Annotated in this window: 28 protein-coding genes and 2 pseudogenes; 12 read left to right on the top strand and 18 right to left on the bottom strand. The window is 61.8% G+C overall.

Features of this window, described 5'->3' with window-relative positions:
- The first annotated feature begins 32 nt into the window (after window positions 1-32).
- From R1A29_RS07560 to R1A29_RS07535, 6 genes are all read left to right on the top strand, one after another.
- Entirely contained in the window at window positions 33-926 is an 894-nt protein-coding gene (locus R1A29_RS07560) for a 2-hydroxy-3-oxopropionate reductase (RefSeq protein ID WP_114881925.1), read from the top strand.
- A gap of 88 nt (window positions 927-1,014) precedes the next feature.
- Window positions 1,015-2,289, top strand: a complete 1,275-nt coding sequence (locus R1A29_RS07555) for a glycerate kinase type-2 family protein (RefSeq protein WP_114881924.1) — start codon at window positions 1,015-1,017, stop codon at window positions 2,287-2,289.
- Window positions 2,286-3,701 carry a pyruvate kinase gene (gene pyk, locus R1A29_RS07550; RefSeq protein WP_438301071.1) on the top strand — a complete coding sequence of 472 codons (1,416 nt, stop codon included), beginning with the start codon at window positions 2,286-2,288 and terminating at the stop codon, window positions 3,699-3,701. The genes R1A29_RS07555 and pyk overlap by 4 nt, the downstream gene beginning before the upstream one ends.
- Window positions 3,702-3,845: 144 nt before the next feature.
- Entirely contained in the window at window positions 3,846-4,760 is a 915-nt protein-coding gene (locus tag R1A29_RS07545; protein WP_438301070.1) for an urea transporter, read from the top strand.
- 21 nt (window positions 4,761-4,781) lie between these two features.
- Window positions 4,782-5,606 (top strand): ion transporter, encoded by an 825-nt coding sequence (locus R1A29_RS07540; protein ID WP_192553106.1) that lies wholly within the window; start codon window positions 4,782-4,784, stop codon window positions 5,604-5,606.
- 104 nt (window positions 5,607-5,710) lie between these two features.
- Window positions 5,711-6,709 (top strand): sulfate ABC transporter substrate-binding protein, encoded by a 999-nt coding sequence (locus R1A29_RS07535; protein ID WP_248742937.1) that lies wholly within the window; start codon window positions 5,711-5,713, stop codon window positions 6,707-6,709.
- Between the two features lie 55 nt (window positions 6,710-6,764).
- Here R1A29_RS07535 and R1A29_RS07530 read toward each other — a convergent pair.
- Window positions 6,765-7,345, bottom strand: a pseudogene (locus tag R1A29_RS07530) (DUF5666 domain-containing protein).
- A gap of 282 nt (window positions 7,346-7,627) precedes the next feature.
- Between R1A29_RS07530 and R1A29_RS07525 the strand changes: the two are divergent.
- Window positions 7,628-8,815, top strand: a complete 1,188-nt coding sequence (locus tag R1A29_RS07525) for an MFS transporter (RefSeq protein ID WP_438301069.1) — start codon at window positions 7,628-7,630, stop codon at window positions 8,813-8,815.
- Window positions 8,816-8,852: 37 nt separating this feature from the next.
- Here R1A29_RS07525 and R1A29_RS07520 read toward each other — a convergent pair whose 3' ends face one another.
- Together R1A29_RS07520 and R1A29_RS07515 are read right to left on the bottom strand one after the other, a co-directional pair.
- Window positions 8,853-9,257, bottom strand: coding sequence for a type II toxin-antitoxin system HicB family antitoxin (locus tag R1A29_RS07520; RefSeq protein ID WP_114881918.1), 405 nt, complete (start codon window positions 9,255-9,257; stop codon window positions 8,853-8,855).
- On the bottom strand, window positions 9,257-9,469 hold the full coding sequence (locus R1A29_RS07515; RefSeq protein ID WP_065261097.1) for a type II toxin-antitoxin system HicA family toxin: 213 nt from the start codon (window positions 9,467-9,469) through the stop codon (window positions 9,257-9,259). Before R1A29_RS07515 ends, R1A29_RS07520 begins: the two co-directional genes overlap by 1 nt.
- A 174-nt stretch (window positions 9,470-9,643) precedes the next feature.
- Here R1A29_RS07515 and R1A29_RS07510 point away from each other — a divergent pair, with 174 nt between their 5' ends.
- From R1A29_RS07510 to R1A29_RS07500, 3 genes are all read left to right on the top strand, one after another.
- A complete protein-coding gene (locus R1A29_RS07510) occupies window positions 9,644-10,531 on the top strand; it encodes a LysR family transcriptional regulator (RefSeq protein WP_438301068.1) in 888 nt (295 codons plus the stop codon).
- 84 nt (window positions 10,532-10,615) lie between these two features.
- Window positions 10,616-11,083, top strand: a complete 468-nt coding sequence (locus R1A29_RS07505) for a helix-turn-helix domain-containing protein (RefSeq protein WP_438301067.1) — start codon at window positions 10,616-10,618, stop codon at window positions 11,081-11,083.
- On the top strand, window positions 11,080-11,655 hold the full coding sequence (locus R1A29_RS07500) for a PIN domain-containing protein (protein ID WP_438301066.1): 576 nt from the start codon (window positions 11,080-11,082) through the stop codon (window positions 11,653-11,655). Before R1A29_RS07505 ends, R1A29_RS07500 begins: the two co-directional genes overlap by 4 nt.
- Before the next feature lie 53 nt (window positions 11,656-11,708).
- Here R1A29_RS07500 and R1A29_RS07495 read toward each other — a convergent pair whose 3' ends face one another.
- The 10 genes and pseudogenes from R1A29_RS07495 to ccmA all read right to left on the bottom strand — a co-directional run bounded on the left by R1A29_RS07495 (window position 11,709) and on the right by ccmA (window position 19,090).
- Window positions 11,709-12,116, bottom strand: coding sequence for a hypothetical protein (locus R1A29_RS07495; protein ID WP_085710507.1), 408 nt, complete (start codon window positions 12,114-12,116; stop codon window positions 11,709-11,711).
- Between the two features lie 25 nt (window positions 12,117-12,141).
- Window positions 12,142-13,342: pseudogene (ccmI, locus tag R1A29_RS07490) on the bottom strand (c-type cytochrome biogenesis protein CcmI).
- Entirely contained in the window at window positions 13,339-13,809 is a 471-nt protein-coding gene (locus tag R1A29_RS07485) for a cytochrome c-type biogenesis protein (protein ID WP_114881915.1), read from the bottom strand. Before R1A29_RS07485 ends, ccmI begins: the two are co-directional and overlap by 4 nt.
- Complete coding sequence (locus tag R1A29_RS07480; protein WP_011333088.1) at window positions 13,806-14,342, bottom strand: DsbE family thiol:disulfide interchange protein; 537 nt, start codon at window positions 14,340-14,342, stop codon at window positions 13,806-13,808. Before R1A29_RS07480 ends, R1A29_RS07485 begins: the two co-directional genes overlap by 4 nt.
- The gene (locus tag R1A29_RS07475; protein WP_119428804.1) at window positions 14,339-16,327 is read right to left on the bottom strand and encodes a heme lyase CcmF/NrfE family subunit; all 1,989 of its coding nucleotides are present in this window, start codon (window positions 16,325-16,327) and stop codon (window positions 14,339-14,341) included. The genes R1A29_RS07480 and R1A29_RS07475 overlap by 4 nt, the downstream gene beginning before the upstream one ends.
- A gap of 3 nt (window positions 16,328-16,330) precedes the next feature.
- Complete coding sequence (ccmE, locus tag R1A29_RS07470; RefSeq protein WP_065261104.1) at window positions 16,331-16,786, bottom strand: cytochrome c maturation protein CcmE; 456 nt, start codon at window positions 16,784-16,786, stop codon at window positions 16,331-16,333.
- Window positions 16,783-16,959, bottom strand: coding sequence for a heme exporter protein CcmD (ccmD, locus tag R1A29_RS07465; RefSeq protein WP_011333085.1), 177 nt, complete (start codon window positions 16,957-16,959; stop codon window positions 16,783-16,785). The genes ccmE and ccmD overlap by 4 nt, the downstream gene beginning before the upstream one ends.
- Complete coding sequence (locus R1A29_RS07460) at window positions 16,956-17,711, bottom strand: heme ABC transporter permease (RefSeq protein ID WP_085733725.1); 756 nt, start codon at window positions 17,709-17,711, stop codon at window positions 16,956-16,958. Before R1A29_RS07460 ends, ccmD begins: the two co-directional genes overlap by 4 nt.
- A gap of 78 nt (window positions 17,712-17,789) precedes the next feature.
- Window positions 17,790-18,458, bottom strand: a complete 669-nt coding sequence (gene ccmB, locus R1A29_RS07455) for a heme exporter protein CcmB (RefSeq protein ID WP_085710502.1) — start codon at window positions 18,456-18,458, stop codon at window positions 17,790-17,792.
- Window positions 18,455-19,090 carry a cytochrome c biogenesis heme-transporting ATPase CcmA gene (ccmA, locus tag R1A29_RS07450; RefSeq protein WP_134825899.1) on the bottom strand — a complete coding sequence of 212 codons (636 nt, stop codon included), beginning with the start codon at window positions 19,088-19,090 and terminating at the stop codon, window positions 18,455-18,457. The genes ccmB and ccmA overlap by 4 nt, the downstream gene beginning before the upstream one ends.
- A gap of 198 nt (window positions 19,091-19,288) precedes the next feature.
- Between ccmA and R1A29_RS07445 the strand changes: the two genes are divergently transcribed.
- The gene (locus R1A29_RS07445; protein ID WP_438301065.1) at window positions 19,289-20,863 is read left to right on the top strand and encodes a flagellar hook-length control protein FliK; all 1,575 of its coding nucleotides are present in this window, start codon (window positions 19,289-19,291) and stop codon (window positions 20,861-20,863) included.
- Entirely contained in the window at window positions 20,860-21,189 is a 330-nt protein-coding gene (locus R1A29_RS07440) for an EscU/YscU/HrcU family type III secretion system export apparatus switch protein (RefSeq protein ID WP_085710498.1), read from the top strand. Before R1A29_RS07445 ends, R1A29_RS07440 begins: the two co-directional genes overlap by 4 nt.
- Before the next feature lie 67 nt (window positions 21,190-21,256).
- Here the strand turns inward: R1A29_RS07440 and R1A29_RS07435 are convergent, their stop codons facing one another.
- The 5 genes from R1A29_RS07435 to motD form a co-directional block, all read right to left on the bottom strand.
- Window positions 21,257-21,652, bottom strand: coding sequence for a DUF2802 domain-containing protein (locus R1A29_RS07435; protein ID WP_085710496.1), 396 nt, complete (start codon window positions 21,650-21,652; stop codon window positions 21,257-21,259).
- Window positions 21,653-22,138, bottom strand: coding sequence for a chemotaxis protein CheW (locus tag R1A29_RS07430; protein ID WP_007959223.1), 486 nt, complete (start codon window positions 22,136-22,138; stop codon window positions 21,653-21,655).
- Window positions 22,139-22,223: 85 nt separating this feature from the next.
- The gene (locus R1A29_RS07425) at window positions 22,224-23,177 is read right to left on the bottom strand and encodes a CheW domain-containing protein (protein ID WP_438301064.1); all 954 of its coding nucleotides are present in this window, start codon (window positions 23,175-23,177) and stop codon (window positions 22,224-22,226) included.
- A gap of 2 nt (window positions 23,178-23,179) precedes the next feature.
- Window positions 23,180-23,968: a ParA family protein gene (locus R1A29_RS07420; protein ID WP_085710493.1), complete on the bottom strand. Its 789-nt coding sequence runs from the start codon at window positions 23,966-23,968 to the stop codon at window positions 23,180-23,182.
- Between the two features lie 43 nt (window positions 23,969-24,011).
- Window positions 24,012-24,902 carry a flagellar motor protein MotD gene (motD, locus tag R1A29_RS07415; RefSeq protein ID WP_085710492.1) on the bottom strand — a complete coding sequence of 297 codons (891 nt, stop codon included), beginning with the start codon at window positions 24,900-24,902 and terminating at the stop codon, window positions 24,012-24,014.
- Window positions 24,903-24,910 lie beyond the last annotated feature (8 nt).

The following is a 24,910-nucleotide window of genomic DNA, read 5'->3' as shown; positions in this document are numbered from 1 at the left end:
CTTGAGCAAGACAAAAACAAGAGGAATTTCTCATGGCTAAAATCGGATTTATCGGCACCGGCATCATGGGCCACCCAATGGCTTCGAACCTGCAGAAAGCCGGTCACAGCCTGTTCCTGTCGGCACACCACGACGCCGCTCCTGCCGATCTGGTCGCCGCTGGCGCCGTCGCCCTGGCCAACCCGAAAGAAGTGGCCCAGGAAGCTGAATTCATCATCGTCATGGTGCCGGATACCCCGCAGGTCGATGACGTGCTGTTCCGCGCCGACGGCGTTGCTGCCGGCATCGGCAAAGGTAAAGTCGTGATCGACATGAGCTCGATCTCGCCGACCGCCACCAAGGCTTTCGCCGCAAAGATCAACGAAAAAGGCGCGCAGTATCTCGACGCTCCGGTGTCCGGTGGTGAAGTCGGTGCCAAGGCTGCGACCCTGAGCATCATGGTCGGTGGCGACGCCGATGCCTTCGAACGCGCACTGCCGCTGTTCCAGGCCATGGGCAAGAACATCACCCTGGTCGGTGGCAATGGCGACGGTCAGACCGCCAAGGTGGCGAACCAGATCATCGTTGCCCTGAACATTCAGGCCGTCGCCGAAGCCCTGCTGTTCGCTTCGAAAAACGGTGCCGATCCGGCCAAGGTGCGTGAAGCGCTGATGGGTGGTTTCGCCTCCTCGAAGATCCTCGAAGTGCACGGCGAGCGCATGATCAAGGGCACCTTCGATCCGGGCTTCCGCATCAGCCTGCACCAGAAGGACCTGAACCTGGCCCTGCAAGGCGCCAAGGAGCTGAGCATCAACCTGCCGAACACCGCCAACGCCCAGCAAGTGTTCAGCACCTGCGCGGCCATCGGTGGCAGCAACTGGGACCACTCGGCGCTGATCAAGGGCCTGGAACACATGGCCAACTTCTCGATTCGCGACAAGAAGTAAGCCCTGCCCCGCCCCCAGTGTGGAAGCAGCCCTGCTTCCACACTGGACCGAGTTGCCCTTCCAATAACAAGAATTCCGGGAGCCCGCCATGTCGGTCGATCCGCAACAACTGCTGCGCGAGCTGTTTGCCACAGCCATCGACGCGGCCCATCCGAACCAGGTCCTCGAAGCCCATCTGCCTGCCGATCGCACAGGTCGCGTGATCGTCATCGGCGCCGGCAAGGCTGCCGCTGCCATGGCGCAAGTGGTCGAGCGCTGCTGGGAAGGTGAAGTCTCGGGCCTTGTGGTGACCCGCTACGGTCACGGCGCCCCGTGCGAAAAAATCGAAGTGGTAGAGGCCGCGCACCCGGTACCGGACGCAGCCGGCCTGGCCGTGGCCAAACGCGTGCTGGAACTGGTCAGCAACCTGACTGAAGACGACCGCGTGATCTTCCTGCTGTCCGGCGGCGGTTCTGCCCTGCTGGCGCTGCCGGCCGAAGGCATCACCCTGGCCGACAAGCAGTCGATCAACAAAGCCCTGCTCAAATCCGGCGCGACCATCGGCGAGATGAACTGCGTGCGCAAGCACCTCTCGGCGATCAAGGGCGGACGCCTGGGCAAGGCCTGCTGGCCGGCAACTGTTTATACCTACGCGATTTCCGATGTACCGGGCGACCTCGCCACGGTCATCGCCTCCGGCCCGACCGTGGCCGACCCGAGCACCAGCGCCGAAGCGCTGGCAATCATCAAGCGCTACGGCATTGAGATCCCGGCGTCCGTGCGCACCTGGCTGCAAAGCCCGGAATCGGAAACCGTCAAACCCGGCGATCCGAGCCTGGCCCGCAGTCACTTCCAGCTGATCGCCCGTCCTCAGCAATCGCTGGATGCGGCGGCGGTGAAATGCCGTCAGGCCGGTTTCAGCACGCTGATCCTCGGCGACCTGGAAGGCGAGTCCCGCGAAGTGGCGAAAGTCCACGCCGGCATTGCCCGCCAGATCATTCATCACGGCCAGCCACTGGCAGCGCCGTGCGTGATTCTCTCCGGCGGCGAAACCACCGTGACCGTGCGCGGCAATGGCCGTGGCGGACGCAACGCCGAATTTCTCCTCAGCCTCACCGACAGCCTCAAGGGCCAGCCCGGCGTCTATGCGCTGGCCGGTGACACCGACGGCATCGACGGCTCGGAAGACAACGCCGGCGCGATCATGACCCCGGACAGCTACGCCCGCGCCGCCGCGCTTGGCCTGAGCGCCAGCGACGAGCTGGATAACAACAACGGCTACGGCTACTTCGCGGCGCTCGATGCGCTGATCGTCACCGAGCCGACCCGCACCAACGTCAACGACTTCCGCGCCATCCTGATCCTCGAGAGCTCTAAATCATGACGCCTGACAAAAAGGTCAAAATCCTCGCCACCCTCGGGCCTGCCGTCGACGGCATCGAAGACATCCGCGAGCTGGTCGAGGCCGGGGTCAACATCTTCCGCCTCAACTTCAGCCACGGCGATCATGCCGACCACGCCAAGCGCTATCAGTGGATCCGCGAAGTCGAGCGCCAGCTCAACTATCCGCTCGGCATCCTGATGGACCTGCAGGGGCCGAAACTGCGGGTCGGCAAGTTCGCTGACGGCAAGATTCAACTGCATCGTGGTCAGGCGTTCCGCCTCGATCTGGACGCAACCCCTGGCGATGAGCGCCGGGTGAACCTGCCGCATCCGGAGATCATCGCCGCGCTGGAAGCCGGGATGGATCTGCTGCTCGACGACGGCAAACTGCGTCTGCGGGTCGTCACCAAATACTCCGACGCGATCGACACCACCGTGCTCAACGGTGGCGAACTGTCGGATCGCAAAGGCGTGAACGTTCCGCAAGCGGTACTCGATCTGAGCCCGCTGACCACCAAGGATCGCCGCGACCTGAGCTTCGGCCTGGAGCTGGGTGTGGACTGGGTCGCGCTGTCGTTCGTGCAGCGTCCGCAAGACATCATCGAGGCCCGCGAGCTGATCGGCGACAAGGCGTTCCTGATGGCGAAAATCGAGAAACCGTCGGCTGTCGAGCAACTGCGCGAGATCGCCGAGCTGAGCGACGCGATCATGGTTGCCCGCGGCGACCTGGGCGTGGAAGTGCCGGCCGAAAGCGTGCCGCAGATCCAGAAAAACATCATCACCACCTGCCGCCAGCTCGGCAAACCGGTGGTGGTGGCAACGCAGATGCTCGAGTCGATGCGCTTCTCCCCAGCGCCGACCCGCGCCGAAGTCACGGACGTGGCCAACGCCGTGGCCGAAGGCGCCGATGCGGTGATGCTGTCGGCCGAAACCGCGTCCGGCGAATACCCGCTGGAAGCCGTGCAGATGATGAGCAAGATCATCCGCCAGGTCGAGAACGGTCCGGATTACCAGACCCAACTCGACGTCAGCCGGCCGAAAGCCGAAGCGACCGTGTCCGATGCGATCAGCTGCGCGATTCGCCGGATCAGCAACGTGCTGCCGGTGGCGGTGCTGGTCAACTACAGCGAGTCCGGCGCATCGAGTCTGCGTGCGGCGCGGGAGCGGCCGAAAGCGCCGATCCTCAACCTGACGCCGAACCTGCAGACCGCCCGCCGCTTGAGCGTGGCGTGGGGCATTCATTCGGTGGTCAATGATCGCCTGCGTCAGGTGGATGAAGTGTGCTCGACCGCGCTGGAAATCGCTCAGGCTCAAGGAATGGCCGAGCGTGGCGATACGTTGCTGATCACCGCGGGTGTGCCGTTTGGCCAGCCGGGATCGACTAATTCGCTGCGGATCGAAACATTGATTTAAGCAACACCTGTGTGGCGAGGGAGCGTGCTCCCGTCGCTCGGCATGACGGTTTCCACAAGAGACACCGCATTCACCGGGCATGAGCTCCTCGCCACAGCTTCAAGCAAGACCTTTTGATTGCCCTACTGCCCAGATTGTCCAGACATGCCTGCCAACCATTTCAACACCCACTGCCCCGACTGGGCCGAAGCCTTGCTCAACGGTTTCAGTCAGATCTTCCTCCAGCGCCACCCGTTGTGTGGCCTGCTGTGCCTTTTGGCCATTTTATTCACCGCGCCGGTGCTGTTCGCCGGCGCGCTGCTCGGCGCGGTCGCCGGGTTGCTCACCGCGCAACGCCGAAACTACGCCAAGGCTGATCGCCAGGCCGGACTGTTCAGCTACAACGGCGTGCTGGTCGGCCTGTTGCTGAGCCTGTATTTCCCCTGGTCGCCGATGTTGCCGCCGCTGATTCTGGCGGCCGGTGGCCTGAGCGCGATGATCACGCAGCAGTGGCTCAAACGCGCGCGCCTCACCGAATACCTGCCTGCCTACACCGCGCCGTTCGTGTTGCTGAGCTGGGTGTTCCTGTGTTTCGCCGAGCCTGCGACACCGGCTCCGGCGCTTGAACTGAACACGCTGAATCTGCTTGGTGCCGCGCTGAAGGGGTTGGGCCAAGTGATGTTCCTCGACCACCCGCTGGCCGGTGCATTGATCGCTGCCGGTCTGCTGATCGCCGATCGCCGGGCATTTGCCTGGGCAATGGCGGCCTCGGCGATTGGTCTGGGTTCCAGCCTGTTGCATCACGACAGCCAGGTCGCGCTGCTCGGTCTGGGGGGCTACAACGCGGTGCTCGCCGCCCTCGCCTTCAGCACCCAACGCCAGCAACCGTGGCTGCCGCTGTTCGGCATCGGCCTGGCGCTGCTGGTGACACCGCTGTTCAGCGCCCTTGGCCTTGCGACCCTCACGGCACCGTTCATTCTTGCCTGCTGGCTGCTGCGCACCGGCATTCGCTTGATGCGCCAACCCGAGTTGAACGCGGCGCCTTGCGCTGACGGGGAGAATCAACCTAGGCTGCGCTGATTTATGGCCAGGGCGATTCGCATGAACGGCAACAACACGTGGCGTGATCGCCTGTACGTGATCATCTTCCAGACTGACACAGTAGCGGGACGTCGATTCGACAAGACCCTGCTGCTGATCATCCTCGCCAGTCTGGTGACGGTGATCCTCGACAGCATCGATGACATCCACCAGAACTATGCCGATGTGCTGGCGTACATCGAGTGGGGCTTCACCGTCATCTTTCTCGGCGAGTACCTGCTGCGCCTGTATTGCTCGCCCAAGCCGCTGCGCTACGCCTTCAGTTTCTACGGGCTGGTGGATTTGCTGGCGATCGTGCCCGGCATCCTCGCGCTGTATTACAGCGATGCCCAATATCTGCTGATCATCCGGGTGATCCGGATGCTGCGGATCTTCCGCGTACTCAAACTCGGCCCGTACCTGAAACAGGCGCATTACCTGCTCGACGCCCTGCGGGGCAGCAAACAGAAGATCCTCGTGTTCCTGCTCAGCGTCTGCACTCTGGTCACGGTGTTCGGCACTTTGATGTACGTGGTCGAAGGCCCGGAGCATGGCTTCACCAGCATTCCCAAAGGCATCTATTGGGCTATCGTGACCCTGACCACCGTGGGTTACGGCGACATCGTGCCGAGGACCATTCTGGGCCAGGTGATTTCGTCGCTGGTGATGATCACCGGTTATTCGATCATCGCCGTACCCACGGGGATTTTCACCGCCGAACTGGCCACCGCCATGCGTGGCGGTCAGTTGCAGCACGATTGCCCGGTGTGCAAGAAAAACAGCCATGAACACGAAGCCTCGTTCTGCTCCCGTTGTGGCAATGCGCTGTTCAAGAAAATGGAATAAGCAAAGTTCTTTTTAATCTTTAAGCGACTATGCGCGCCCCGCTATAGTCGCTGGCAAATGGCCTCACCTTTGTAAAAACACCCCCACAGAACAAGGAATGCGCAGTGAAAAAACTCTTTGGCGCCTCACTTCTCGCCGCTGGTCTTGCCTTCGGCAGCGTGGCTCAGGCCGCACCGACCCTGCTTAACGTGTCCTACGACGTGATGCGCGATTTCTACAAGGACTACAACACTGCGTTCCAGAAACACTGGCAGGCCGAACACAACGAAAACATCACGGTGCAGATGTCTTTCGGCGGTTCGAGCAAGCAAGCCCGCTCGGTGATCGACGGCCTGCCGGCTGACGTCATCACTATGAACATGGCGACCGACATCAACGCTCTCGCAGATAACGGTCAACTGGTGCCGAAGGATTGGGTCACCCGTCTGCCGAACAACAGTGCACCGTTCACTTCGGCCACCGTGTTCATCGTGCGCAAAGGCAACCCGAAAGCCCTGAAAGACTGGCCGGACCTGCTCAAGGACGGCGTGCAGGTGATCGTGCCGAACCCGAAAACCTCGGGTAACGGCCGCTACACCTACCTGTCGGCCTGGGGCTACGTGCTGAAAAACGGCGGTGACGAGAACAAGGCCAAAGACTTCGTCGGCAAGCTGTTCAAGCAGGCGCCAGTGCTGGACACCGGTGGCCGTGCCGCCACCACCACGTTCATGACCAACCAGATCGGCGACGTGCTGGTGACCTTCGAGAACGAAGCTGAAATGATCGCCCGCGAGTTCGGCCGCGACCAGTTCGAAGTCATCTACCCAAGCGTCTCCGCCGAAGCCGAACCGCCGGTGTCGGTGGTCGACAAAGTCGTCGAGAAGAAAGGCTCCCGCGCAGCCGCCGAGGAATACCTGAAGTACCTGTGGTCGCCGGAAGGTCAGGAAATCGCTGCTGCCAACTACCTGCGTCCGCGTGACCCGGCGGTCCTGGCCAAGTACACCGACCGTTTCCCGAAAGTCGACTTCCTGTCGGTCGAGAAAACTTTCGGCGACTGGCGCACCGTGCAGAAGACCCACTTCAACGACGGCGGGATCTTCGACCAGATCTACAACGGCCAGTAAGGCGTGAGCTGACATGAAAAAGGCGACCTGAAGAGGTCGCCATTTTTGTGGCCGGCTACATGGGCGGCTTGACGCCATCCTTGCCGGCCGAGATCGATTGCGCGGTCAACGTGCCGTCCGCGCTCTGGGTCACGAAGGTCACAATCTTCACGCCAACCTTGAGCAAGCTGCGATCCCCCGGCGTCAGGTTGACGATCGGCACGTCCTCCGGCACCAGGATCTTCTGCTGGCCGCCCTTGTAGTTGACGGTCAGCACCCGGCCGTTGCTCACCACCAGATCGCCGACGCTGCCATTGGTCATGCTGCTGCCCTTGGCCAGGTCGAATGGTCGATGACCATCGCCGCCGCCGGCCAGCTCCGGGGGAATACGTGAACCTCCAGCGCCTTGAGCGTGCCATCCTCCTGAGGAATGGCTGCCGAGCCGATGTAGCTGCCGGGCTTGATGTCTTCGATATTGGCCAGGGTGACGGCGCGGACCTTGGTGTCCGGAGTCAACTGGACCACTACGTTTTCGCCCGTGTTGACGTGGACCTTGAGGGAGTCGGAGCCGACTCCGGTGATTTCGCCGCGTATGCCCATGCGCATGCCCGGGGCCTCGCCGGCGTAGACGCTGCCGGCACTGAGTACGCCGATCATCAAAAGAGTCGTGGTGTGGCGAAGCAACTGACGAAACATCGCAATCCTCCCGTTGAGTGCACATGGAAATCCAGGCGCAACATAAGCACGCTATCGAACAAGATGTAAGTGAATGTATCATCGTCCCTCTTCGGTCGGACGCAAGGTTCGCCGATGGACGACGGATTGTTCGACGCGATCTATTCCGCAACGGAATAACTGATATCGATCCAGGGCTTCTACCGCCTGCCCGTTTCGTCCCTTAGCCTCATCGCATTCCTTTTCGCTGGATCGAGAAACCCTATGACCGCCACAACTCACGCAATGACCCGAGGCATGGTGCTGCTGTTCGCTTTCTGCTGCGGCGCCATCGTTGCCAACATCTACTACGCCCAGCCGATCATCGGCCTGATCGCGCCGGACATCGGCCTGACCGACACCATGGCCAGCTTCATCGTGTCGCTGACCCAGATCGGTTATGCGCTGGGCCTGTTCTTCCTGGTGCCGCTGGCGGATCTGCTGGAAAACCGCCGTCTGATGATCATCACCACCGTGGTGGCGATCGCCAGCCTGCTGGGGGCGGCGTTTACCGATCAGCCCAATGTGTTCCTGTTGATTTCGCTGCTGGTGGGTTTCAGTTCGGTGTCGGTGCAGATCCTGATTCCGCTGGCGGCGCATCTGGCGCCGGAGGAATCCCGTGGCCGTGTGGTCGGCGGGATCATGGGCGGTCTGCTGCTGGGGATTCTGCTGGCGCGCCCGGTGTCGAGTGTGGTCGCTGACCATCTCGGCTGGCGGGCCATGTTCATGATCGCGGCGGCGTTGATGGCGGCGATCAGCATCGTGCTGGCCCTGACCGTGCCCAAGCGCCAGCCGGATCACAGCGCTTCCTACGGCCAGTTGATCGGCTCGCTGTGGACACTGCTACGCCAGCAACCGGTGCTGCGTCAGCGGGCGTTCTACCAGGCCTGCATGTTTGCCACCTTCAGCCTGTTCTGGACCGCCGTGCCGCTTGAACTGGCGCGCAACCATGGCCTGTCCCAAAGTGAAATCGCGATCTTCGCCCTGGTCGGCGCCATCGGTGCCATCGCCGCGCCGATCAGCGGACGCCTGGCCGACGCCGGCCACACCCGCGTCGCCTCGTTGCTGGCCATGCTGTTCGCCAGCCTGAGCTTCCTGCCGGCCTTCATCCACCCGGCCTACAGCGTGATCGGCCTGGCCGTGACCGGCGTGGTGCTCGACTTCTGCGTGCAGATGAACATGGTGCTCGGCCAGCGCGCGGTCTACTCCCTCGATGCCAAAAGCCGCGGCCGCCTCAACGCGCTGTACATGACCAGCATCTTCATCGGCGGCGCCTTCGGCTCGTCGGTGGCCAGTGCGGTGTACGAGCATGGCGGCTGGCTGTGGATCGTGATTGTCGGCAGTGCGTTTCCGCTGCTGGCGCTGGTGCGGTTTTTGAGTGTTTCCCAGAGAACAGTGATGGCGACGGCTTGAAAGGTACGAGGCGCTGCCAACCGGCAGCGCCCGACGCTCAATGCCGGACCAGTTTTTCCATGGCAGCATCCGCCAGAAAGGATGAACGGCTTTTGACGTTGTGCTCGCGCACATAACGGTCGATCCGCTGGATGACATAACCGGGCAAGGTCACGTTGACCTTCTCGGTCTTGCCCATGTACGGCGAAATATCCAGCTCCAGCATGCCCCAGCCCATGTCGGCAAATTCCGGATTGTTGCGGTGGGTGGCCGCCGAGGTCGGCATCGGAATCGGATCACCATCCGCCGCGATCTCCTGCAGCATGATGTGGGCAATCTCGACAGCTGCGTTGTAGGCATCCTCAAACGTATCCCCGGCCGTTACCGCGCCGGGAATATCGGGGATCTGAATACCGATGGCGGTGTTCTCGTCACCCCACTCGATGCAGATTGGGTATTGCATTACGAATCTCCTGTGTCACTGGCTGGCGGGTTGTATAACCCGGCGCGCCTCCTGATGCTCTTGACCGTCCCGACCGGCAAATCCTTCTTCGGATGAGGAACGGGAATCGTGTAAGGGTTGTAACGGTGCGTGAAGATGTGATGACTGCCGGTAATCCGATCCAGCGTCCAGCCTGCTTCCTCCAGCTCCTTGATCAATAACCTGCTCTGCACCAACCGCCTCCTTGCTTCGGCTCAATAAAAGTAACTCTAGAGTTATCTTTACTCAAGCACAGAAATCCGCAGGACGACGTTCGGTTGTTTTGCAGCATGTGATTGATGCACTGTCCTCGGACCCGATTAAACTCGGCTGCCATGCTTGCTCCTCTCTATTCTCAAGGACCACCGATGGACCGCCTCGCCGCCATGGAAACCTTCATCTACGTCGTGGAAACAGGCTCGTTTTCCGCCGCCGCCCGGCGGTTGAATATCGGTCAGCCGGCCGTGTCGAAAACCATCGCCCAACTCGAAACTCGCCTCGGCGTGCGCCTGCTGTTGCGTTCGACCCGAGGCCTGACGCCGACCGAGGCCGGCCTGGCATTTTTCGAACGAGCCAGGCGTGCGCTCGAAGAAGCCGACGAGGCTGACAATGCTGCCCGAGGCGTGGCCGGCGGCCTGAGCGGCAATCTGCGGGTCAGCACTGCCGTCACCTTTGGCCGGATGCATGTGGTGCCGCACCTGGGGCCGTTCCTCGATCAACACCCGCAACTCAATGTCGATCTGCTGCTCGACGACCAGAACATCAACCTCGTGGAAGAAGGCATCGACGTAGCTCTGCGCCTTGGGCCGCTCAGTGACTCGGGGCTGACCGTGCGCAAGATCGCCGAATGCCGGCGTGTCATCGTTGGCACCCCGGCCTACTTCGCCAGTCACGGTGAACCTGCCTGCCCTGACGATCTGAGCCAACACCGTGCCGTCATCTACCACCGTGGCGGTGGTGCGACCTGGCACTTCAACAAGGATGGCGAAGAGCAGTCCGTGACCGTCAATGGCCGCCTGCGCGTCAGCGCCGCCGAAGGGTTGCGTGAGGCGGTGCTGACCCATCAGGGGCTGGGGATGGGCTCGGAGTGGATGTTTGCACCGGAACTCTCCAGTGGCGCTGTGAAGGCTGTCTTGAGCGATTGGGTTTTGCCGAAGCAGGAGCTGTGGGCGGTGTTTCCGACGGGCAGGATGGCCAGCGCCAAGGCGCGGGCGTTTGTTGAGTATGTGCAGGGAATGTTGATGAAAAAACCGTAAAGCAGCACTCGTTTCGTTTATTGCGATTTTCGCTTATTTCGAATAACGTTCCCGGCATTACTCATTCCCAAAGCCGGACTCGCCATGTCGACCGTTATTCATCCCTCCATCAGCCTCCCTGTAGAACGTGAAGTCAAAGCCGCCATTGAAGGACAGCGCGCCTTGGCTGCCTATCTCGCAACCCATTTCGAGACCCAACACATCCAGATTTTCGACGAGCAGAATGAAGCTCATCGCGTCGAACTGCCCACCTCGGCCTTGCGCCTGCTGATCGACATTCTGGCGGAGCTGGCAGCCGGCAACGCGGTCCAGGTCGTGCCGGTGCATGCCGAATTGACGACTCAGGAAGCCGCCGACCTGCTCAACGTCTCACGTCCACACCTCATAAAACTGCTGGAAAGCGGCGAGTTGTCCTACCACAAAACAGGCAAGCACCGACGTGTGTGCTTTGCCGATCTGATGGACTATAAGAACCGGCGCACCACCGCCAGCGAGCAGGCAATGGCGCTTCTCGCAGAGCAAGCTCAGGCGTTAAGGACAGGTTACGAGTGAGGCATTCCTCTTTTACCGCTTTGTACGATGCATGCGTCTTGTACCCCGCCACCTTAAGAGACTTCCTCATGTGGCTTGCGCTCTCAGGACGATTTCGGGCGAGATGGACCCAGGAGATTCACTGCGAATGGAAACGCAATCTGCTGAAGAACCGCCCTGACCTGACGATGGAACAGCTGGATCGCACATCAAAGCTTATGGATCAAGCAATACCTGATGCCTGTGTACATGACTATGAAGATCTGATTGCCGGACTCACGTTGCCCGACCGCGATGATCGCCATGTTCTGGCGGCGGCCATCCGTTGCGGCGCTGGGGTGATCGTGACTTTCAACCAGAAAGACTTTCCCAGCCAAACTCTGGAGCCTTTCGGCATCGAGGCCCAGCATCCAGATGAATTTGTCGACAACCTGTTGGCACTTGATCCGGCTGCCGTTGTATCAGCAGCTCAAAAGCAGCGACAACAGCTGAGAATGCCCGCCATGGACATCGACCCCTTCCTCGACCTTTTGCAACGCCAAGGCTTGGTTACGTCGGTTAAGGCGCTAAGCGACTATCGGGCAATTCTCTAACCGATCATCAACCCAAAAAAGCAAAACGGCGATCCAAAGATCGCCGTTTTTCATTACTCCCCGAACTGCTTGCCCAGCCCCGCCGGTACGCCGTGGATGTTGGTGTCCTCCCACGGCCCGTTCGGGCTGATCGAGCGGCTCCAGCCGTTGTTCCAGCGATAGTAGGTGCGCTGGCGGTAGAAGGTGTTGGGCTGGTCATCCAGTACGTACACGCCCAGCTTCTGGTCCCAGTGGCTGTTGCCGCCCGGTGGCGGGGCGAAGCTAGCCGAGGTGCGCGGGGCGGGTTTCGAGGGTTTGGCCGGGATGCCCGGTTTGCCCGGCGTCGGACTGGTCGACGGGGTCGGGCTCGGCTGTGACGGCGGGATCGGTGGCAGCCGCGTGGTCGGCTCCGGCCGTTGCACCGCACATGCGCTCAAGCCCAGGGCCAGTGTGAGGACTGTGATTCGGGCGATGGCGTTCATGGCGGTGCGTTCCTGATGGTTCCGGCTATTTGTCCGGGCTGTCGATGGTCAGTTTTTGTGGCGCGGTGGTGCTGCTGGCCAGAGGCCCGCTGCGACCTACCCACTCACCGGCGGTCGGCTGACCGGCACGGGAGACGCGCGCAACCAGTTGGACTTCAGGAAAGTTCGACAGTTTCAACTGCGGCATCATTGCATCGGCATCGCCCAGCTCGACCGTCACCGGCAGGTCGGCGACGGTCAGACGCTTGGCGGCCAGCGGCGCTGGAGGGCCGGAAACGGCGCGGACGAAGATGAACACGCTGTCGCCCGGTTGCACCTTGCCTTTGAGTTCGCTGGCCAGATCGACGCTGACCTTGAGCAGCGCGGTTTTCGCGACCGGTGTTCTGAGCCACCTTGCCGCCGCTGGCTTCAAGTTTCTCGGTGGCGCGGGCGATACCGCCCTGCAGGGCTTCGCGGGATTTGTCATTCGCTGGCAGTTGCTCCAGCAAGCGGTTCCAGTAGTCGATAGCTTGCTGATAGCGCTCGCCTTCGAACGCAGCGATACCGAGCAGACCGAGGCTGGTGACTTCTTTCGGATCAGCCTTCAGCGCTTCGTCGGTCAGGGCCTGGATCTTGTCCGACCACTTCTTGCCATCGGCGAAGTACTGCGCCTGCGCCCACTGGCCGAGCAGTTCTGGCTGACGACCGGCCAGGTTGGCGGCGCGCTCGAACATCTTCGCCGCATCCGCCGGACGATCCTGAGCCATGTAGGTACGACCGAGGAAATACAGTCCTTCGGCGGAATCCGGTTGCGCGGCCACGGCGCGCTCAAGCCGCCGGGTCATCTCTTCCATCGACTGCGGTGCCTGGGCGAATTCCCGGGTCAGTTCGACTTTGTCGGCAGCACCGAAATGCATATAGAGACCGAGGCCCAACACCGGCACCAGTACGGCCGCCAGCAACGGCAGCGGTTTGCCCAGACGCGAGACCCGCGCTGGAGCCACGCCTTCGGTGTCGGCCAGCAGTTCCCGCGCCGCTTCGGCACGACCGCTGTCCATTTGCGCAGCGTCGAGAACGCCCTCGGCCTGCTGCGATTGCAACTCGGCGACACGCTCCTGATACAGCGCGACGTTCAGGGCAGTGCGATCCTCTTCACGCTGGGCGCGACGTTCGCGCAATACAGGAATCAGCAGAAAACTCAGGGCGACCAGAAGCAACAGCCCTGCGGCAAGCCAGAAATCAATCATTCTTGGTTTTTATCCAACAGTTGGTCGAGGCGCTGACGCTCTTCGGGGGACAGCGATTGCGGAGTCTCGGCGCGTTGCCCGCGACGGCGACGGACGATCACGGCGATGACGACAAAACCGCCGAGCAACAATCCCGCCGGGCCGAACCACAGCAGCGCGGTCTTGGCATTCAGCGCCGGTTTGTAGCGGACGAAATCACCGTAGCGATCGACCATGAAGTCGATGATCTGCTGATTGTCCTTGCCCTCGCCGAGCATGCGGAAAATCTCTTTGCGCAGGTCGGCGGCAATCGGCGCGTTGGAGTCGGCGATGTCCTGGTTCTGGCACTTGGGGCAACGCAGTTCCTTGGTCAGTTCGCGGAAACGCTCGCGATCGCCCTCTTTGGCGAACTCATAGGTGTCGATGGCGGCGTGGGCCACGCCGGCCAGACTCAGCCCCAGCACCACGGCAGCAATAAAACGCTTCATGGCTTGGCCTCGTCGACCAATGCCTGATACTTGGCCGCCAGTTTTTCGCGCCAGACCTGCTCGTCGATCACCCCGACGTACTTGTCGCGGATGATGCCCTTGGCGTCGATGAAGAAGGTTTCCGGCGCGCCGTAGACCCCGAGGTTCAGGCCCAGGGAGCCTTCGTCATCGCGGATATCCAGTTGATACGGGTTGTGGAATTCGGCCAGCCACTTCAACGCATCGGCGTTGGTGTCCTTGTAGTTGATGCCGTAGATCACCACACCACGCTCGGCCAGCTTGTTCAGCACCGGATGCTCGACCCGGCAGGAAATGCACCAGGTGCCCCAGACGTTGACCAGCGCCGGTTTGCCGAGGATGTCGGCCTTGGTCAGGGTCTTGTCGCCCTGCACCGCCGGCAGGGAAAACTCCGGGAACGGTTTGCCGATCATCGCCGACGGCAGCTCCGCCGGATCCAGGTACAGACCGCGATAAAGAAATACCGCCACCAGCAGGAAAATCGCCAGCGGCACCAGCATCAACCAACGTCTCATGCAGCGGCTCCTTCCATGCCCAGCGCTTCACGCACCCTGGCTTTGACCTTGACCCGGTAACGCCGGTCCAGCGCCGCCAGCATCCCGCCCAGACCGGTCAGCAGACCGCCGAACCAGATCCAGCGCACAAACGGTTTCACATGCACCCGCACCGCCCAGGCGCCGTCGCCCAGCGGTTCACCCAGAGCAACGTAGAGGTCGCGGGTGAAACCGGCGTCGATCCCGGCTTCGGTCATCATCGAACTCTGCACGGTGTACAGACGTTTTTCCGGGTGCAGCACACTGACTTCGCGGCCATCGCGGATCACCCGGATGGTGCCTTTGTCGGAAGTGAAATTCGGGCCTTCGAAGTGTTTGGCACCTTCAAACACGAACTGATAACCGGCCAGCTCCATCGACTCGCCCGGCGCCAGGCGCAGGTCGCGCTCTGCACTGTTCTGGCTCGACAACACCACGCCCAGCGCGCACACGGCGATGCCGATGTGGGCCAGTTGCATGCCCCAGTAGCTGCGGGTCAGGGTCGGCAGGCCTTTGATCAGGCCTTTGTGGCGCGTCTTGTCGAAGATGTCGCGCACGCCGGCCAGCAACACCCAGGCTGCGAGCAGGAAGGTTGCGATCACGGCCCAGTTGAAATCGCCGTAGGCGACACCGGCAACGACTGCCAGCGCAACGCTGCCTAGCAATACCGGAGTCAGCATATTGGCCAGCCATTTCACCGGGGTGTCTTTCCAGCGAACGATCACGCCGACCGCCATCACCACCATCAGCAGCGCCATCAACGGAATGAACAGCGCGTTGAAATACGGCGGACCGACCGACAGCTTGGCGCCGCTGATCGCATCGAGAATCAGCGGGTACAGCGTGCCGAGCAAGATCATCGACGCAGCCACCACCAGCACCAGGTTGTTGCCCAGCAGCAGGGTTTCCCGCGACCACAGGTTGAAACCGACCTGGCTCTTGACCACCGGGGCGCGCAAGGCAAACAGCGTCAGCGAACCGCCGACCACGAACAGCAGGAAGATCAGGATGAACACACCGCGCTCAGGATCCGAGGCGAACGCGTGCACCGAGGTCAGCACGCCGGAACGTACGAGGAACGTTCCGAGCAGGCTCAGGGAGAACGCCGCAATCGCCAGCAACACCGTCCAGCTCTTGAACACGCCACGTTTCTCGGTGACTGCCAGAGAGTGGATCAGCGCCGTGCCCACCAGCCATGGCATGAACGAGGCGTTTTCCACCGGGTCCCAGAACCACCAGCCGCCCCAGCCGAGTTCGTAGTAAGCCCACCATGAACCCAGGGTGATGCCAATACCGAGAAAGGCCCAGGCGACGATGGTCCATGGACGCGACCAGCGTGCCCACGCGGCATCAAGACGACCGCCGAGCAGTGCAGCGATGGCGAACGCGAAGGCCACCGAGAAACCGACGTAGCCCATGTACAGCATCGGCGGATGCACGATCAGACCGATGTCTTGCAGCAGCGGATTGAGGTCACGACCGTCGGCCGGGATCTGCGGCAGGATTCGCGAAAACGGGTTGGACGTGAGGATCAGAAACAACAGGAAACCGGTGCTGATCATGCCCATCACCGCCAATACACGGGCGAGCATGACTTGCGGCAACTGCCGGGAGAACACCGACACCGCGAAGGTCCAGCCACCGAGAATCAACGCCCACAGCAGCAGAGAACCTTCGTGGGCGCCCCACACGGCGCTGAACTTGTAGTACCACGGCAGCGCGCTGTTGGAGTTCATCGCGACGTAGGCCACGGAGAAATCGTCGGTCATGAAGGCATAGGTCAGAACGCCGAAGGCGAACAACAGGAACGCGAACTGCCCCCACGCTGCCGGCTGGGCAAGCCCCATCCACAGACGGTCGCCGCGCCAGGCACCGAGCAACGGCACCACGGCCTGCACCAGCGCGAAACACAGCGCCAGGATCATCGCCAGATGGCCAAGCTCGGGAATGAAAATGGTGGACGTCATCGATCAACCCTCCTTCGCTTGGGTCGGCGCGGATTGGCCGCTGTCCTTCAGGGCCTTGGTCACTTCCGGCGGCATGTATTTCTCGTCGTGCTTGGCCAGCACTTCATCGGCCACTACGACGCCGTCGGCGTTGAGCTTGCCCAGTGCGACGATGCCCTGCCCTTCGCGGAACAGGTCCGGCAGGATGCCGCGGTAGGTGATGGTCACGGACTTGTTGAAGTCGGTGACCACGAATTTCACGTCCAGGGAATCCGGGGAGCGTTGCAGCGAACCTTTCTCGACCATGCCGCCGGCGCGGATGCGGGTGTCCTGCGGTGCTTCGCCATTGGCGATCTGGGTCGGGGTGTAAAACAGATTGATGTTCTGCTGCAGGGCGCTCAGGGCCAGGCCGACGGCAGCGCCGACCCCGACCAGAATCGCCAGAATGATGATAAGACGCTTTTTGCGCAGCGGATTCACTTGCCGTTCTCCCGGCGCAGACGACGCGCCTCTTGTTGCAGGTAACGCTTGCGAGCCGCAATCGGCGCCGCCACGTTGAGGATCAGGACCGCCAGACAGATGCCGTAGGCCGACCAGACATACAGGCCGTGATGGCCCATGGCGAGGAAGTCGCCGAATGACGCGAAACTCATCGAGCGGCCTCCAGGCTGTTCTGCACTTCTTCTTTCACCCAACTGGCACGGGCTTCGCGCTTGAGCACTTCAAGGCGCATGCGCAGCAACAGTACGGCGCCGAAGAAACAGTAGAAACCCAGCACCGTCAGCAACAGCGGCAGCCACATCTCGGCGGGCATCGCCGGTTTTTCGGTCAGGGTGAAAGTCGCGCCCTGGTGCAGGGTGTTCCACCACTCCACCGAGTATTTGATGATCGGGATGTTGATCACGCCGACGATGGCCAGCACCGCGCAGGCCTTGGCGGCGCTGTCGCGGTTGCTGATGGCGTTGCCCAGGGCGATCACGCCGAAGTACAGGAACAGCAGAATCAGCATCGAAGTCAGCCGCGCGTCCCAGACCCACCACGAACCCCAGGTCGGCTTGCCCCAGATTGCCCCGGTGACCAGCGCCACGGCGGTCATCCACGCGCCGATCGGTGCGGCGCATTGCAGGGCGACGTCGGCCAGTTTCATCTTCCACACCAGCCCGACCACGCCGCACACCGCCAGCATCACGTAGATCGACTGGGCGAGCATCGCGGCGGGAACGTGGATGTAGATGATGCGAAAGCTGTTGCCTTGCTGATAGTCCGGCGGCGCGAAGGCCAGGCCCCAGACGACGCCGACAGCGATCAGCAGCAACGCTGCAATGCTCAGCCACGGCAGGAACTTGCTGCTGATGCCGTAGAACCACTTGGGCGAGCCGAGCTTGTGAAACCAGGTCCAGTTCATACTGTTTCCATCACGGGTGCCGCTCATCGGTGTGAGCAGTCTCAGGGTCTTTGCTGGTTAAATTTTAACCAGACCTCATTATTCGCCGACGCTGATCTTCAGGCCAGCAGCTATTGCAAAAGGTGTCAGGGTTATCGCCAGGGCGGTCAGGCTGCCAAGCCACAACAGATAACCCGTCGCCGGCATGCCCTGCAGTGCCGCCTGCAAGGCGCCACTGCCGAGGATCAACACCGGGATGTACAACGGCAGAATCAGCAGCGCCAGCAACAGGCCACCGCGTTTCAGACCGACCGTCAGCGCCGCGCCCACCGCGCCGAGCAAGCTCAGCACCGGTGTTCCCAGCAACAACGAAAGCAGCAATACCGGCAGACACGCAGCCGGCAACCCGAGCATCAACGCCAGTAACGGCGAGAGCAAAACCAGTGCCAGCCCGGAAAAAAGCCAGTGTGCCAGCACCTTGGCCAACACCAGAAGTGGCAGGGGGTGCGGCGAAAGGACCCACTGTTCAAGGGATCCGTCTTCGAAATCACTGCGGAAAAGCCCGTCCAGCGAGAGCAGGACCGACAAAAGCGCCGCCACCCAGACTAACCCCGGGGACAAGTTTTGCAATACTTGAGTTTCCGGTCCGACGGCCAGCGGGAACAGCGCGATGACGATGGCGAAGAAAATCAGCGGATTGGCCAGCTCCGCCGGGCGGCGGAACAGCAGTCGGGATTCACGGGCAACCAGCAGGCCGAACACACTCATACTGCCCAATTCCCCAGATCGATGTCGCGATAACCGGCCGGCATCCGGCTCAGCGTGTGGTGAGTGGTCAAGACCACCAGACCACCCTGCTCGCAGTGATTGGCCAGGTGTTCTTCGAGCTGCGCAACGCCTTGTTTGTCCAGCGCGGTGAACGGCTCATCGAGGATCCATAGCGGCGGGCTGTCCAGATACAACCGTGCCAGCGCCACGCGGCGTTGCTGACCGGCGGACAGGCTATGGCAGGGAACATCCTCGAAACCGCGCAATCCAACCGCCGCCAGTGCCTGCCAGATCGCGTCGCGTCCGGCAGGTTGATGCAGGGCGCAGAGCCAGGCGAGATTTTCTTCCGGGGTGAGCAGGTCCTTGATTCCGGCGGCATGACCGATCCACAGCAGGTTGCGCGCCAGCTCGCTGCGTTGCTCGGCCAGGGGTTGGCCGTTGAGCAGTACTTGACCGTCGGTCGGTTGCATCAGGCCGGCCAGCAGGCGCAAGAGACTGGTCTTGCCGCTGCCGTTGGGACCGCTGATCTGCACCATATCGCCACTGGCCAGTCTCAATTCGAGATTCTCGAAGAGCAGTCTGAGATCACGCTCACAGGCGAGGCCGACGGTTTGCAGGACAGGGCTGGTCAAGGGTTCACGGGCCTTATACGGTTCAAGTCGGCTCTGGGGCGGCCGTTAAAGAGTTGCAGCATAAATGCAATGACGGCTCAATCCAGAGAGCTGGGTCAAACAATTGCTATGTTTTTTTGAACGAACGGAAGGACGGGCGGCATTATACATGGCGTCCCCTGCTCTCCCGAGTGCATTTTCCTCAGGTTGTGTCCGCGTATGACAGGCGAAATGAACATCCTCCCGCTCCCGCCCACCAACCCGGCGACCGCTCGTCCGCAGGTGGGTGAGCTGCTCAAGCTGCTGACGCCGATGGACGGGCTGATTGCCGCCGGCCAGAGCGCCAAGGCCGAGGTGTTGTCGCTGAAACCGGCGGACCAGGCCTTTCAGGTACTGCTCAAGGTCACCCTCGACGGCGGCCGCCAGACCACCGTGCAGGCGACCAGTCCCCTGCCGCTGCCGCAAGGTACCAACCTGGCGGTCACCCAGCCGTCGGCGGGCAATCTGGCGGTCACCGTGCAACAGGCCATCGCCACGGCTGTCGCCACCCTCACCCGCATCGATACCGCGCAATTGCCGGTCGGGACGCTGCTGCAAGGCAAGGTGCTGACCAATCAGGCCTTGCCGCAGGTGCCGGGGCAGCCGACGGTATTCCGTTCGACGGTCAGCCTGCTCAACACGGTGTTGAGCGGCAGCACCTTGAGCCTCGACAGCCCGCAGCCATTACGCATCGGCACCCTGCTGTCAGCACTGGTGCAGGATTCCCAGACCCTGAAATTCCTGCCCCTGAGCAGTCGTCAGGAACAACTGGCCGTCAGCCAGCAACTGGTCAGCCAGCAGAGCCGCCAGGGTTCGCTGGATGGCCTGCTGAAAATGTTGCAGAGCCTGCCGCCCGCCGACGATCAGACCTCCAGTGATCTGCGCGCGGCCGTGGACCGATTGCTGGCCAACCTGCCGGACGTCGGCCAACTGAGCACACCCAAAGGCCTGGCCCAGGCCTTGCTCAACAGCGGCGCCTTTCTCGAAGCCAAATTGCTGGCCGGGCAAAACCCGACGCTGACCCCAGACATGAAAGGCGATCTGCTCAAGCTGATCGCGCAACTCACCCCCGGCCTGCCCGGCAATACCAATCTGAATGCGATCATCGCCGCCAACACTTTGGCCCAGGCAATGCCGAGCTTTGTGCGCAATGCTCTGGGCATGCTCGGCCAGGTCAGCGCCAAACCGGTGCCGGGCAGCTTCCCGTTGCCGGACCGACTGCTGCAAAGCCTGGAAGGTGAAGGCGATCTGGAACATTTGCTGCGCTTGGCCGCCGCCGCGGTCTCGCGCCTGCAAAGTCATCAACTGTCGAGCCTGGAACAGACCGGCGTGACCGACGACGGGCGTCTGCTCAGCACCTGGCAACTGGAAATCCCGATGCGCAACCTGCAGGACATCGTGCCGCTGCAGGTCAAGTTCCAGCGCGAAGAAGCGCCACAGGACGAAAAACAGAATGAACGCCGTGACAGCGAGCGCGAGACCAAACAACAGCTGTGGCGTGTCGATCTGGCCTTCGACATGGAACCGCTGGGACCAATGCAGGTTCAGGCGCAACTGATCAACGGCAGCCTGTCGAGCCAGCTATGGGCCGAACGACCGTACACTGCCGACCTGATCGAAACCAATCTGGCCGCACTGCGTCAGCGCTTGCTGGATCGCGGGCTCAACGTCGGCGATCTCGACTGCCACCTCGGCACCCCGCCGCAAGGCATCCAAACCCGTCTCGAACACCGCTGGGTCGACGAAACCGCATGAACGATTCCACTGCTCCACGCCAGGCCATCGCCCTCAAGTACGACGGCAGCCACGCCCCGACCCTCACCGCCAAGGGCGACGACGAACTGGCCGAAGAAATCCTGCGCATCGCCCGCGACTGTGAAGTGCCGATCTACGAGAACGCCGAACTGGTGAAATTGCTGGCGCGCATGGAACTGGGCGACAGCATCCCGCAGGAGCTGTACCTGACGATTGCCGAGATCATCGCGTTTGCCTGGAACCTCAAGGGCAAGTTCCCGCAAGGACACGACCCGGATGCGCCGATGGTCGAGAAGGACATCACCGACCGCGGCGACGATTACTGAGGGCAAAAAAATCGCAGTCACCGACTGCGATTTTTTGATTCAACTTGCCGCTCGAAGCTCGAAACTCTCAGCTGCTTCTGTGCAGCTTGCGCATCAACTCCGCCTCAGCCTGGGTCAACCCGCAGGACTGAGTCAGCTCATCGACACTGGCGCCCATCCCCACCAGTTTCGCCGCCTGGGCGAATGACAGGCTGGACGGGTCGCGCTGTTCGAGCTGGGTGATCTTGTCCGGGATCGGACTGACGACCGCGCGCAGCTCGTGCAGGGCTTCGCCCATGCGCACGTTGCCGTTCTGGTAATCGTCGACACGCTTGGCCAGGTCCTTGATGCGCTGATCACGCAGCGCATCGCCCTGGGCCTGTTGCGCAGCGATCACGCGCTGCGCCTTGATGTACGCCAGAAACATCGCCAGCGTGCCTGCCCAGAACAGGAACAGGACAATGACCGCTACCTCGAGAATCAATCAGATATTCTCCAGTTCCGACCATTCTTCTTCGCTCATCATCTTGTCCAGCTCGACCAGGATGAGCAACTCGTTGTTCTTGTTGCACACGCCCTGGATGAACTTGGCCGACTCTTCGTTACCGACGTTCGGTGCGGTCTCGATTTCCGACTGACGCAGGTAAACCACTTCAGCCACGCTGTCGACCATGATGCCGACCACTTGCTTGTCGGCTTCGATGATGACGATACGGGTGTTGTCGCTGATCTCGCCGCTCATCAGGCCGAAGCGCTGACGGGTGTCGATCACGGTCACCACGTTGCCGCGCAGGTTGATGATGCCCAGCACGTAGCTTGGAGCACCCGGAACCGGAGCGATCTCGGTGTAGCGCAGGACTTCCTGAACGCGCATCACGTTGATGCCGTAGGTTTCGTTGTCCAGCTTGAAGGTCACCCATTGCAGGATCGGATCTTCGGAACCCTTTGCCGCAGTAGCCTTGTCGTTCATACCCTAGCCCCTCGAAAAACCGCGCCTGGCGGTGTGTGTTCTGTGCGCCGCCATGCGTATGCCGGTGCTGTCTGTTATGTAAGTGTTATGTCGGTTTGTGGTTCGGCTTACTGCCGGACATGTGCTTTGCCCCACCGCTGGCGATCAGCTCGGCCAGTGCGGAGACATCGAGCAAGGCGCACATGTGTTCAATCACCGTGCCCGCGAGCCATGGCCGCTGACCCCGGTGACTTCTCCATTTGATTTCATTCGGGTCCAGGCGCAGCGAGCGGCTGACCTGATGCACCGCCAGCCCCCACTCGTAACCTTGTACCGAAATCACATATTGCAGGCCCTGACGGAAGTCATCGCGATAGCGATCCGGCATGACCCAGCGTGCGGTGTCCAGCACCTTCAGGTTGCCGGCCTGGCTCGGCAGGATGCCGAGGAACCATTCCGGCTGACCGAACAGCGGCGTCAGCTCATGGCCGGCCAGCGAATAGATCGAGCCGAGGCAAACCAGCGGCACGGCCAGGGTCAACCCGGCCACGTCGAACAACAGGCATTCGAAGGCCTCCGACGCCCAGGCCGGGCGGCCATCGGTTTCCACCGGTGGCGGCGTATTGCTGGGTGGCAGATGCACTTCGACCAGCGGCGCAACCAGAGTCGGCTCGACCGGGGCTGGCGCAGGCGCTTCAGGCTCGGGCGCTGGCGCCGCCGGAACCGGCGGCGTTTGCAGAAGTTGGGTTTGCAGCAGCGGTGCCAGGGTCGAGACCACGCGCACCGGCTCAGGCTCTTTGATCAATGTTGCAGGTGCTTTCGCTACCACAGCCGCAGGCGCTGCAACCGGGGCGACTGGCCGGGCGGCTTGCTGCGCATCGCGGGCCTGTTCTTCAAGCACGGCAGCCTGGAATTCATCGAGTACGGCGGTGTTCTCGACCACCTCGACCGGCGCTGCGATTTCCTGCTCGACCTCGTCCGTCACTTCCTGCAGCAAGCCGTCCAGATAGGACTGCAGCGCCAGTTGCGGCTTCGATGTCAGCTTGATCGGCCGATTCATGCTCAGGCCACCTGCGGAACGAGTTGTTGCGCCAGCAGATGCTTGAGCAGCGCGCGGTAGGCCAGCACGCCACGGCTCTTGCCGTCGAATTGCGAAGGCGTGACACCGGCACGGCTGGCATCGCGCAGACGAGTATCGACCGGGATATAACCCTGCCAGATCTCCTCGGGGAATTTGTCACGCAGCACACGCAAGGTGCCCATCGACGCCTGGGTGCGGCGGTCGAACAGGGTCGGCACGATACTGAACGGCAGCGCCTGTTTGCGCGAACGGTTGATCATCGCCAGGGTGTTGACCATGCGTTCCAGGCCTTTGACGGCCAGGTGTTCGGTCTGCACCGGGATCACCAGTTGTTGGCTCGCGGCCAGGGCGTTGACCATCAGCACACCGAGCAACGGCGGGCTGTCGATGATCGCGTAATCGAAGTCCTGCCACAGCTGCGCCAGACTCTTGGCGATCACCAGGCCCAGTCCACTCTGCCCCGGCGACTGACGCTCGAGGGTTGCCAGCGCGGTGCTCGACGGCAGCAGGGAAATGCGTTCATCGCTGGTGGACAGCAGCAACTGGCCCGGCAGGCCTTGCGGCACACTGCCCTTGTGCAGAAACAGGTCGTAGTTGCTGTGTTCCAGGCTGTCGGGGTCGTAACCGAAATAGCTGGTCATCGAGCCGTGCGGGTCGAGATCGACCACGACCACGCGTTTGCCCGCCTCTGCCAGCAAACCGGCTAAAGCGATGGAAGAAGTGGTTTTACCAACACCACCCTTTTGATTGGCGACTGCCCAGACTCTCATTCGGATTGTTCCTCCCGGCCGAGATGCTCGGCCGAGACATGGCTCAGCGTATTAATGCGGGCGACGGAGAATTGACGGCACTCTCGCGTCCCGGCGTCTTGACCGGGGTCGGTGCAGTTTGTGTGCCAGCACGCTTCAACGCGGCGTCCGGTGTTGCATTGGCGGTCCCGGTGCCGGTCAGGCTGCGGCGCACATCGAGATTGCGCGACACCACCAGCACCACGCGACGGTTCTTCGCCCGGCCTTCGGCGGTGGCGTTGTTGGCCACCGGCTGGAATTCGCCGTAACCCACCGAGGCCATGCGGCCAGGGTTGACGCCCTGCATCGCCAGCATGCGCACGATGCTCGCCGAACGCGCCGAAGACAGTTCCCAGTTGGTCGGGTACTGCGCGGTGCGGATCGGTTGATCGTCGGTGAAGCCTTCGACGTGGATCGGGTTGTCGAACGGTTTGAGGATCGCCGCAACCTTGTCGATGATGTTGAACGCGATGTCGCTCGGCATCGCATCACCGCTGCCGAACAACAGGCTGGAGTTGAGCTCGATCTCGACCCACAGCTCGTTGCCGCGCACGGTCATCTGGTTGCTCGCGATCAAGTCGCCGAACGCGGCGCTGATATCGTCGGCAATGCTTTTCAGCGGATCGCTGGCCCCGGCGATGCCGGCATCGACCTGTTCGGAGTCCTTGACCAGCGGCTTGGCCGGGGTCACGGTTTTCGGGCGTTCTTCACCGATCGGGATCGGCTTGAGCGAGCGGTCGGAGTCGGTGAAGACCCCGATCAACGCTTCGGAGATGACCTTGTACTTGCCTTCGTTGATCGACGAGATGGAGTACATCACCACGAAAAAGGCAAAGAGCAAGGTGATGAAGTCGGCGTAGGAAACCAGCCAACGTTCATGGTTTACGTGCTCTTCATGCTGGCGACGACGTGCCATGAGGTTAG

This window comes from Pseudomonas sp. NMS19W, from assembly GCF_051554255.1.
Classification (GTDB): Bacteria; Pseudomonadota; Gammaproteobacteria; order Pseudomonadales; family Pseudomonadaceae; genus Aquipseudomonas; species Aquipseudomonas kribbensis.
This window is presented reverse-complemented; position numbering and strand designations above follow the sequence as displayed.

Excerpts from the sequence above, each read along its gene's own strand:
- R1A29_RS07560 (WP_114881925.1), top strand. The coding sequence starts at position 33 with ATGGCTAAAATCGGATTTATCGGCACCGGCATCATGGGCCACCCAATG.
- R1A29_RS07555 (WP_114881924.1), top strand. The coding sequence starts at position 1,015 with ATGTCGGTCGATCCGCAACAACTGCTGCGCGAGCTGTTTGCCACAGCC.
- pyk (WP_438301071.1), top strand. The coding sequence starts at position 2,286 with ATGACGCCTGACAAAAAGGTCAAAATCCTCGCCACCCTCGGGCCTGCC.
- R1A29_RS07545 (WP_438301070.1), top strand. The coding sequence starts at position 3,846 with ATGCCTGCCAACCATTTCAACACCCACTGCCCCGACTGGGCCGAAGCC.
- R1A29_RS07540 (WP_192553106.1), top strand. The coding sequence starts at position 4,782 with ATGAACGGCAACAACACGTGGCGTGATCGCCTGTACGTGATCATCTTC.
- R1A29_RS07525 (WP_438301069.1), top strand. The coding sequence starts at position 7,628 with ATGACCGCCACAACTCACGCAATGACCCGAGGCATGGTGCTGCTGTTC.
- R1A29_RS07520 (WP_114881918.1), bottom strand. The coding sequence starts at position 9,257 with ATGCAATACCCAATCTGCATCGAGTGGGGTGACGAGAACACCGCCATC.
- R1A29_RS07510 (WP_438301068.1), top strand. The coding sequence starts at position 9,644 with ATGGACCGCCTCGCCGCCATGGAAACCTTCATCTACGTCGTGGAAACA.
- R1A29_RS07505 (WP_438301067.1), top strand. The coding sequence starts at position 10,616 with ATGTCGACCGTTATTCATCCCTCCATCAGCCTCCCTGTAGAACGTGAA.
- R1A29_RS07495 (WP_085710507.1), bottom strand. The coding sequence starts at position 12,116 with ATGAACGCCATCGCCCGAATCACAGTCCTCACACTGGCCCTGGGCTTG.
- R1A29_RS07485 (WP_114881915.1), bottom strand. The coding sequence starts at position 13,809 with ATGAAGCGTTTTATTGCTGCCGTGGTGCTGGGGCTGAGTCTGGCCGGC.
- R1A29_RS07480 (WP_011333088.1), bottom strand. The coding sequence starts at position 14,342 with ATGAGACGTTGGTTGATGCTGGTGCCGCTGGCGATTTTCCTGCTGGTG.
- R1A29_RS07475 (WP_119428804.1), bottom strand. The coding sequence starts at position 16,327 with ATGACGTCCACCATTTTCATTCCCGAGCTTGGCCATCTGGCGATGATC.
- ccmD (WP_011333085.1), bottom strand. The coding sequence starts at position 16,959 with ATGAGTTTCGCGTCATTCGGCGACTTCCTCGCCATGGGCCATCACGGC.
- R1A29_RS07460 (WP_085733725.1), bottom strand. The coding sequence starts at position 17,711 with ATGAACTGGACCTGGTTTCACAAGCTCGGCTCGCCCAAGTGGTTCTAC.
- ccmB (WP_085710502.1), bottom strand. The coding sequence starts at position 18,458 with ATGAGTGTGTTCGGCCTGCTGGTTGCCCGTGAATCCCGACTGCTGTTC.
- R1A29_RS07445 (WP_438301065.1), top strand. The coding sequence starts at position 19,289 with ATGACAGGCGAAATGAACATCCTCCCGCTCCCGCCCACCAACCCGGCG.
- R1A29_RS07440 (WP_085710498.1), top strand. The coding sequence starts at position 20,860 with ATGAACGATTCCACTGCTCCACGCCAGGCCATCGCCCTCAAGTACGAC.
- R1A29_RS07430 (WP_007959223.1), bottom strand. The coding sequence starts at position 22,138 with ATGAACGACAAGGCTACTGCGGCAAAGGGTTCCGAAGATCCGATCCTG.
- R1A29_RS07425 (WP_438301064.1), bottom strand. The coding sequence starts at position 23,177 with ATGAATCGGCCGATCAAGCTGACATCGAAGCCGCAACTGGCGCTGCAG.
- R1A29_RS07420 (WP_085710493.1), bottom strand. The coding sequence starts at position 23,968 with ATGAGAGTCTGGGCAGTCGCCAATCAAAAGGGTGGTGTTGGTAAAACC.
- motD (WP_085710492.1), bottom strand. The coding sequence starts at position 24,902 with ATGGCACGTCGTCGCCAGCATGAAGAGCACGTAAACCATGAACGTTGG.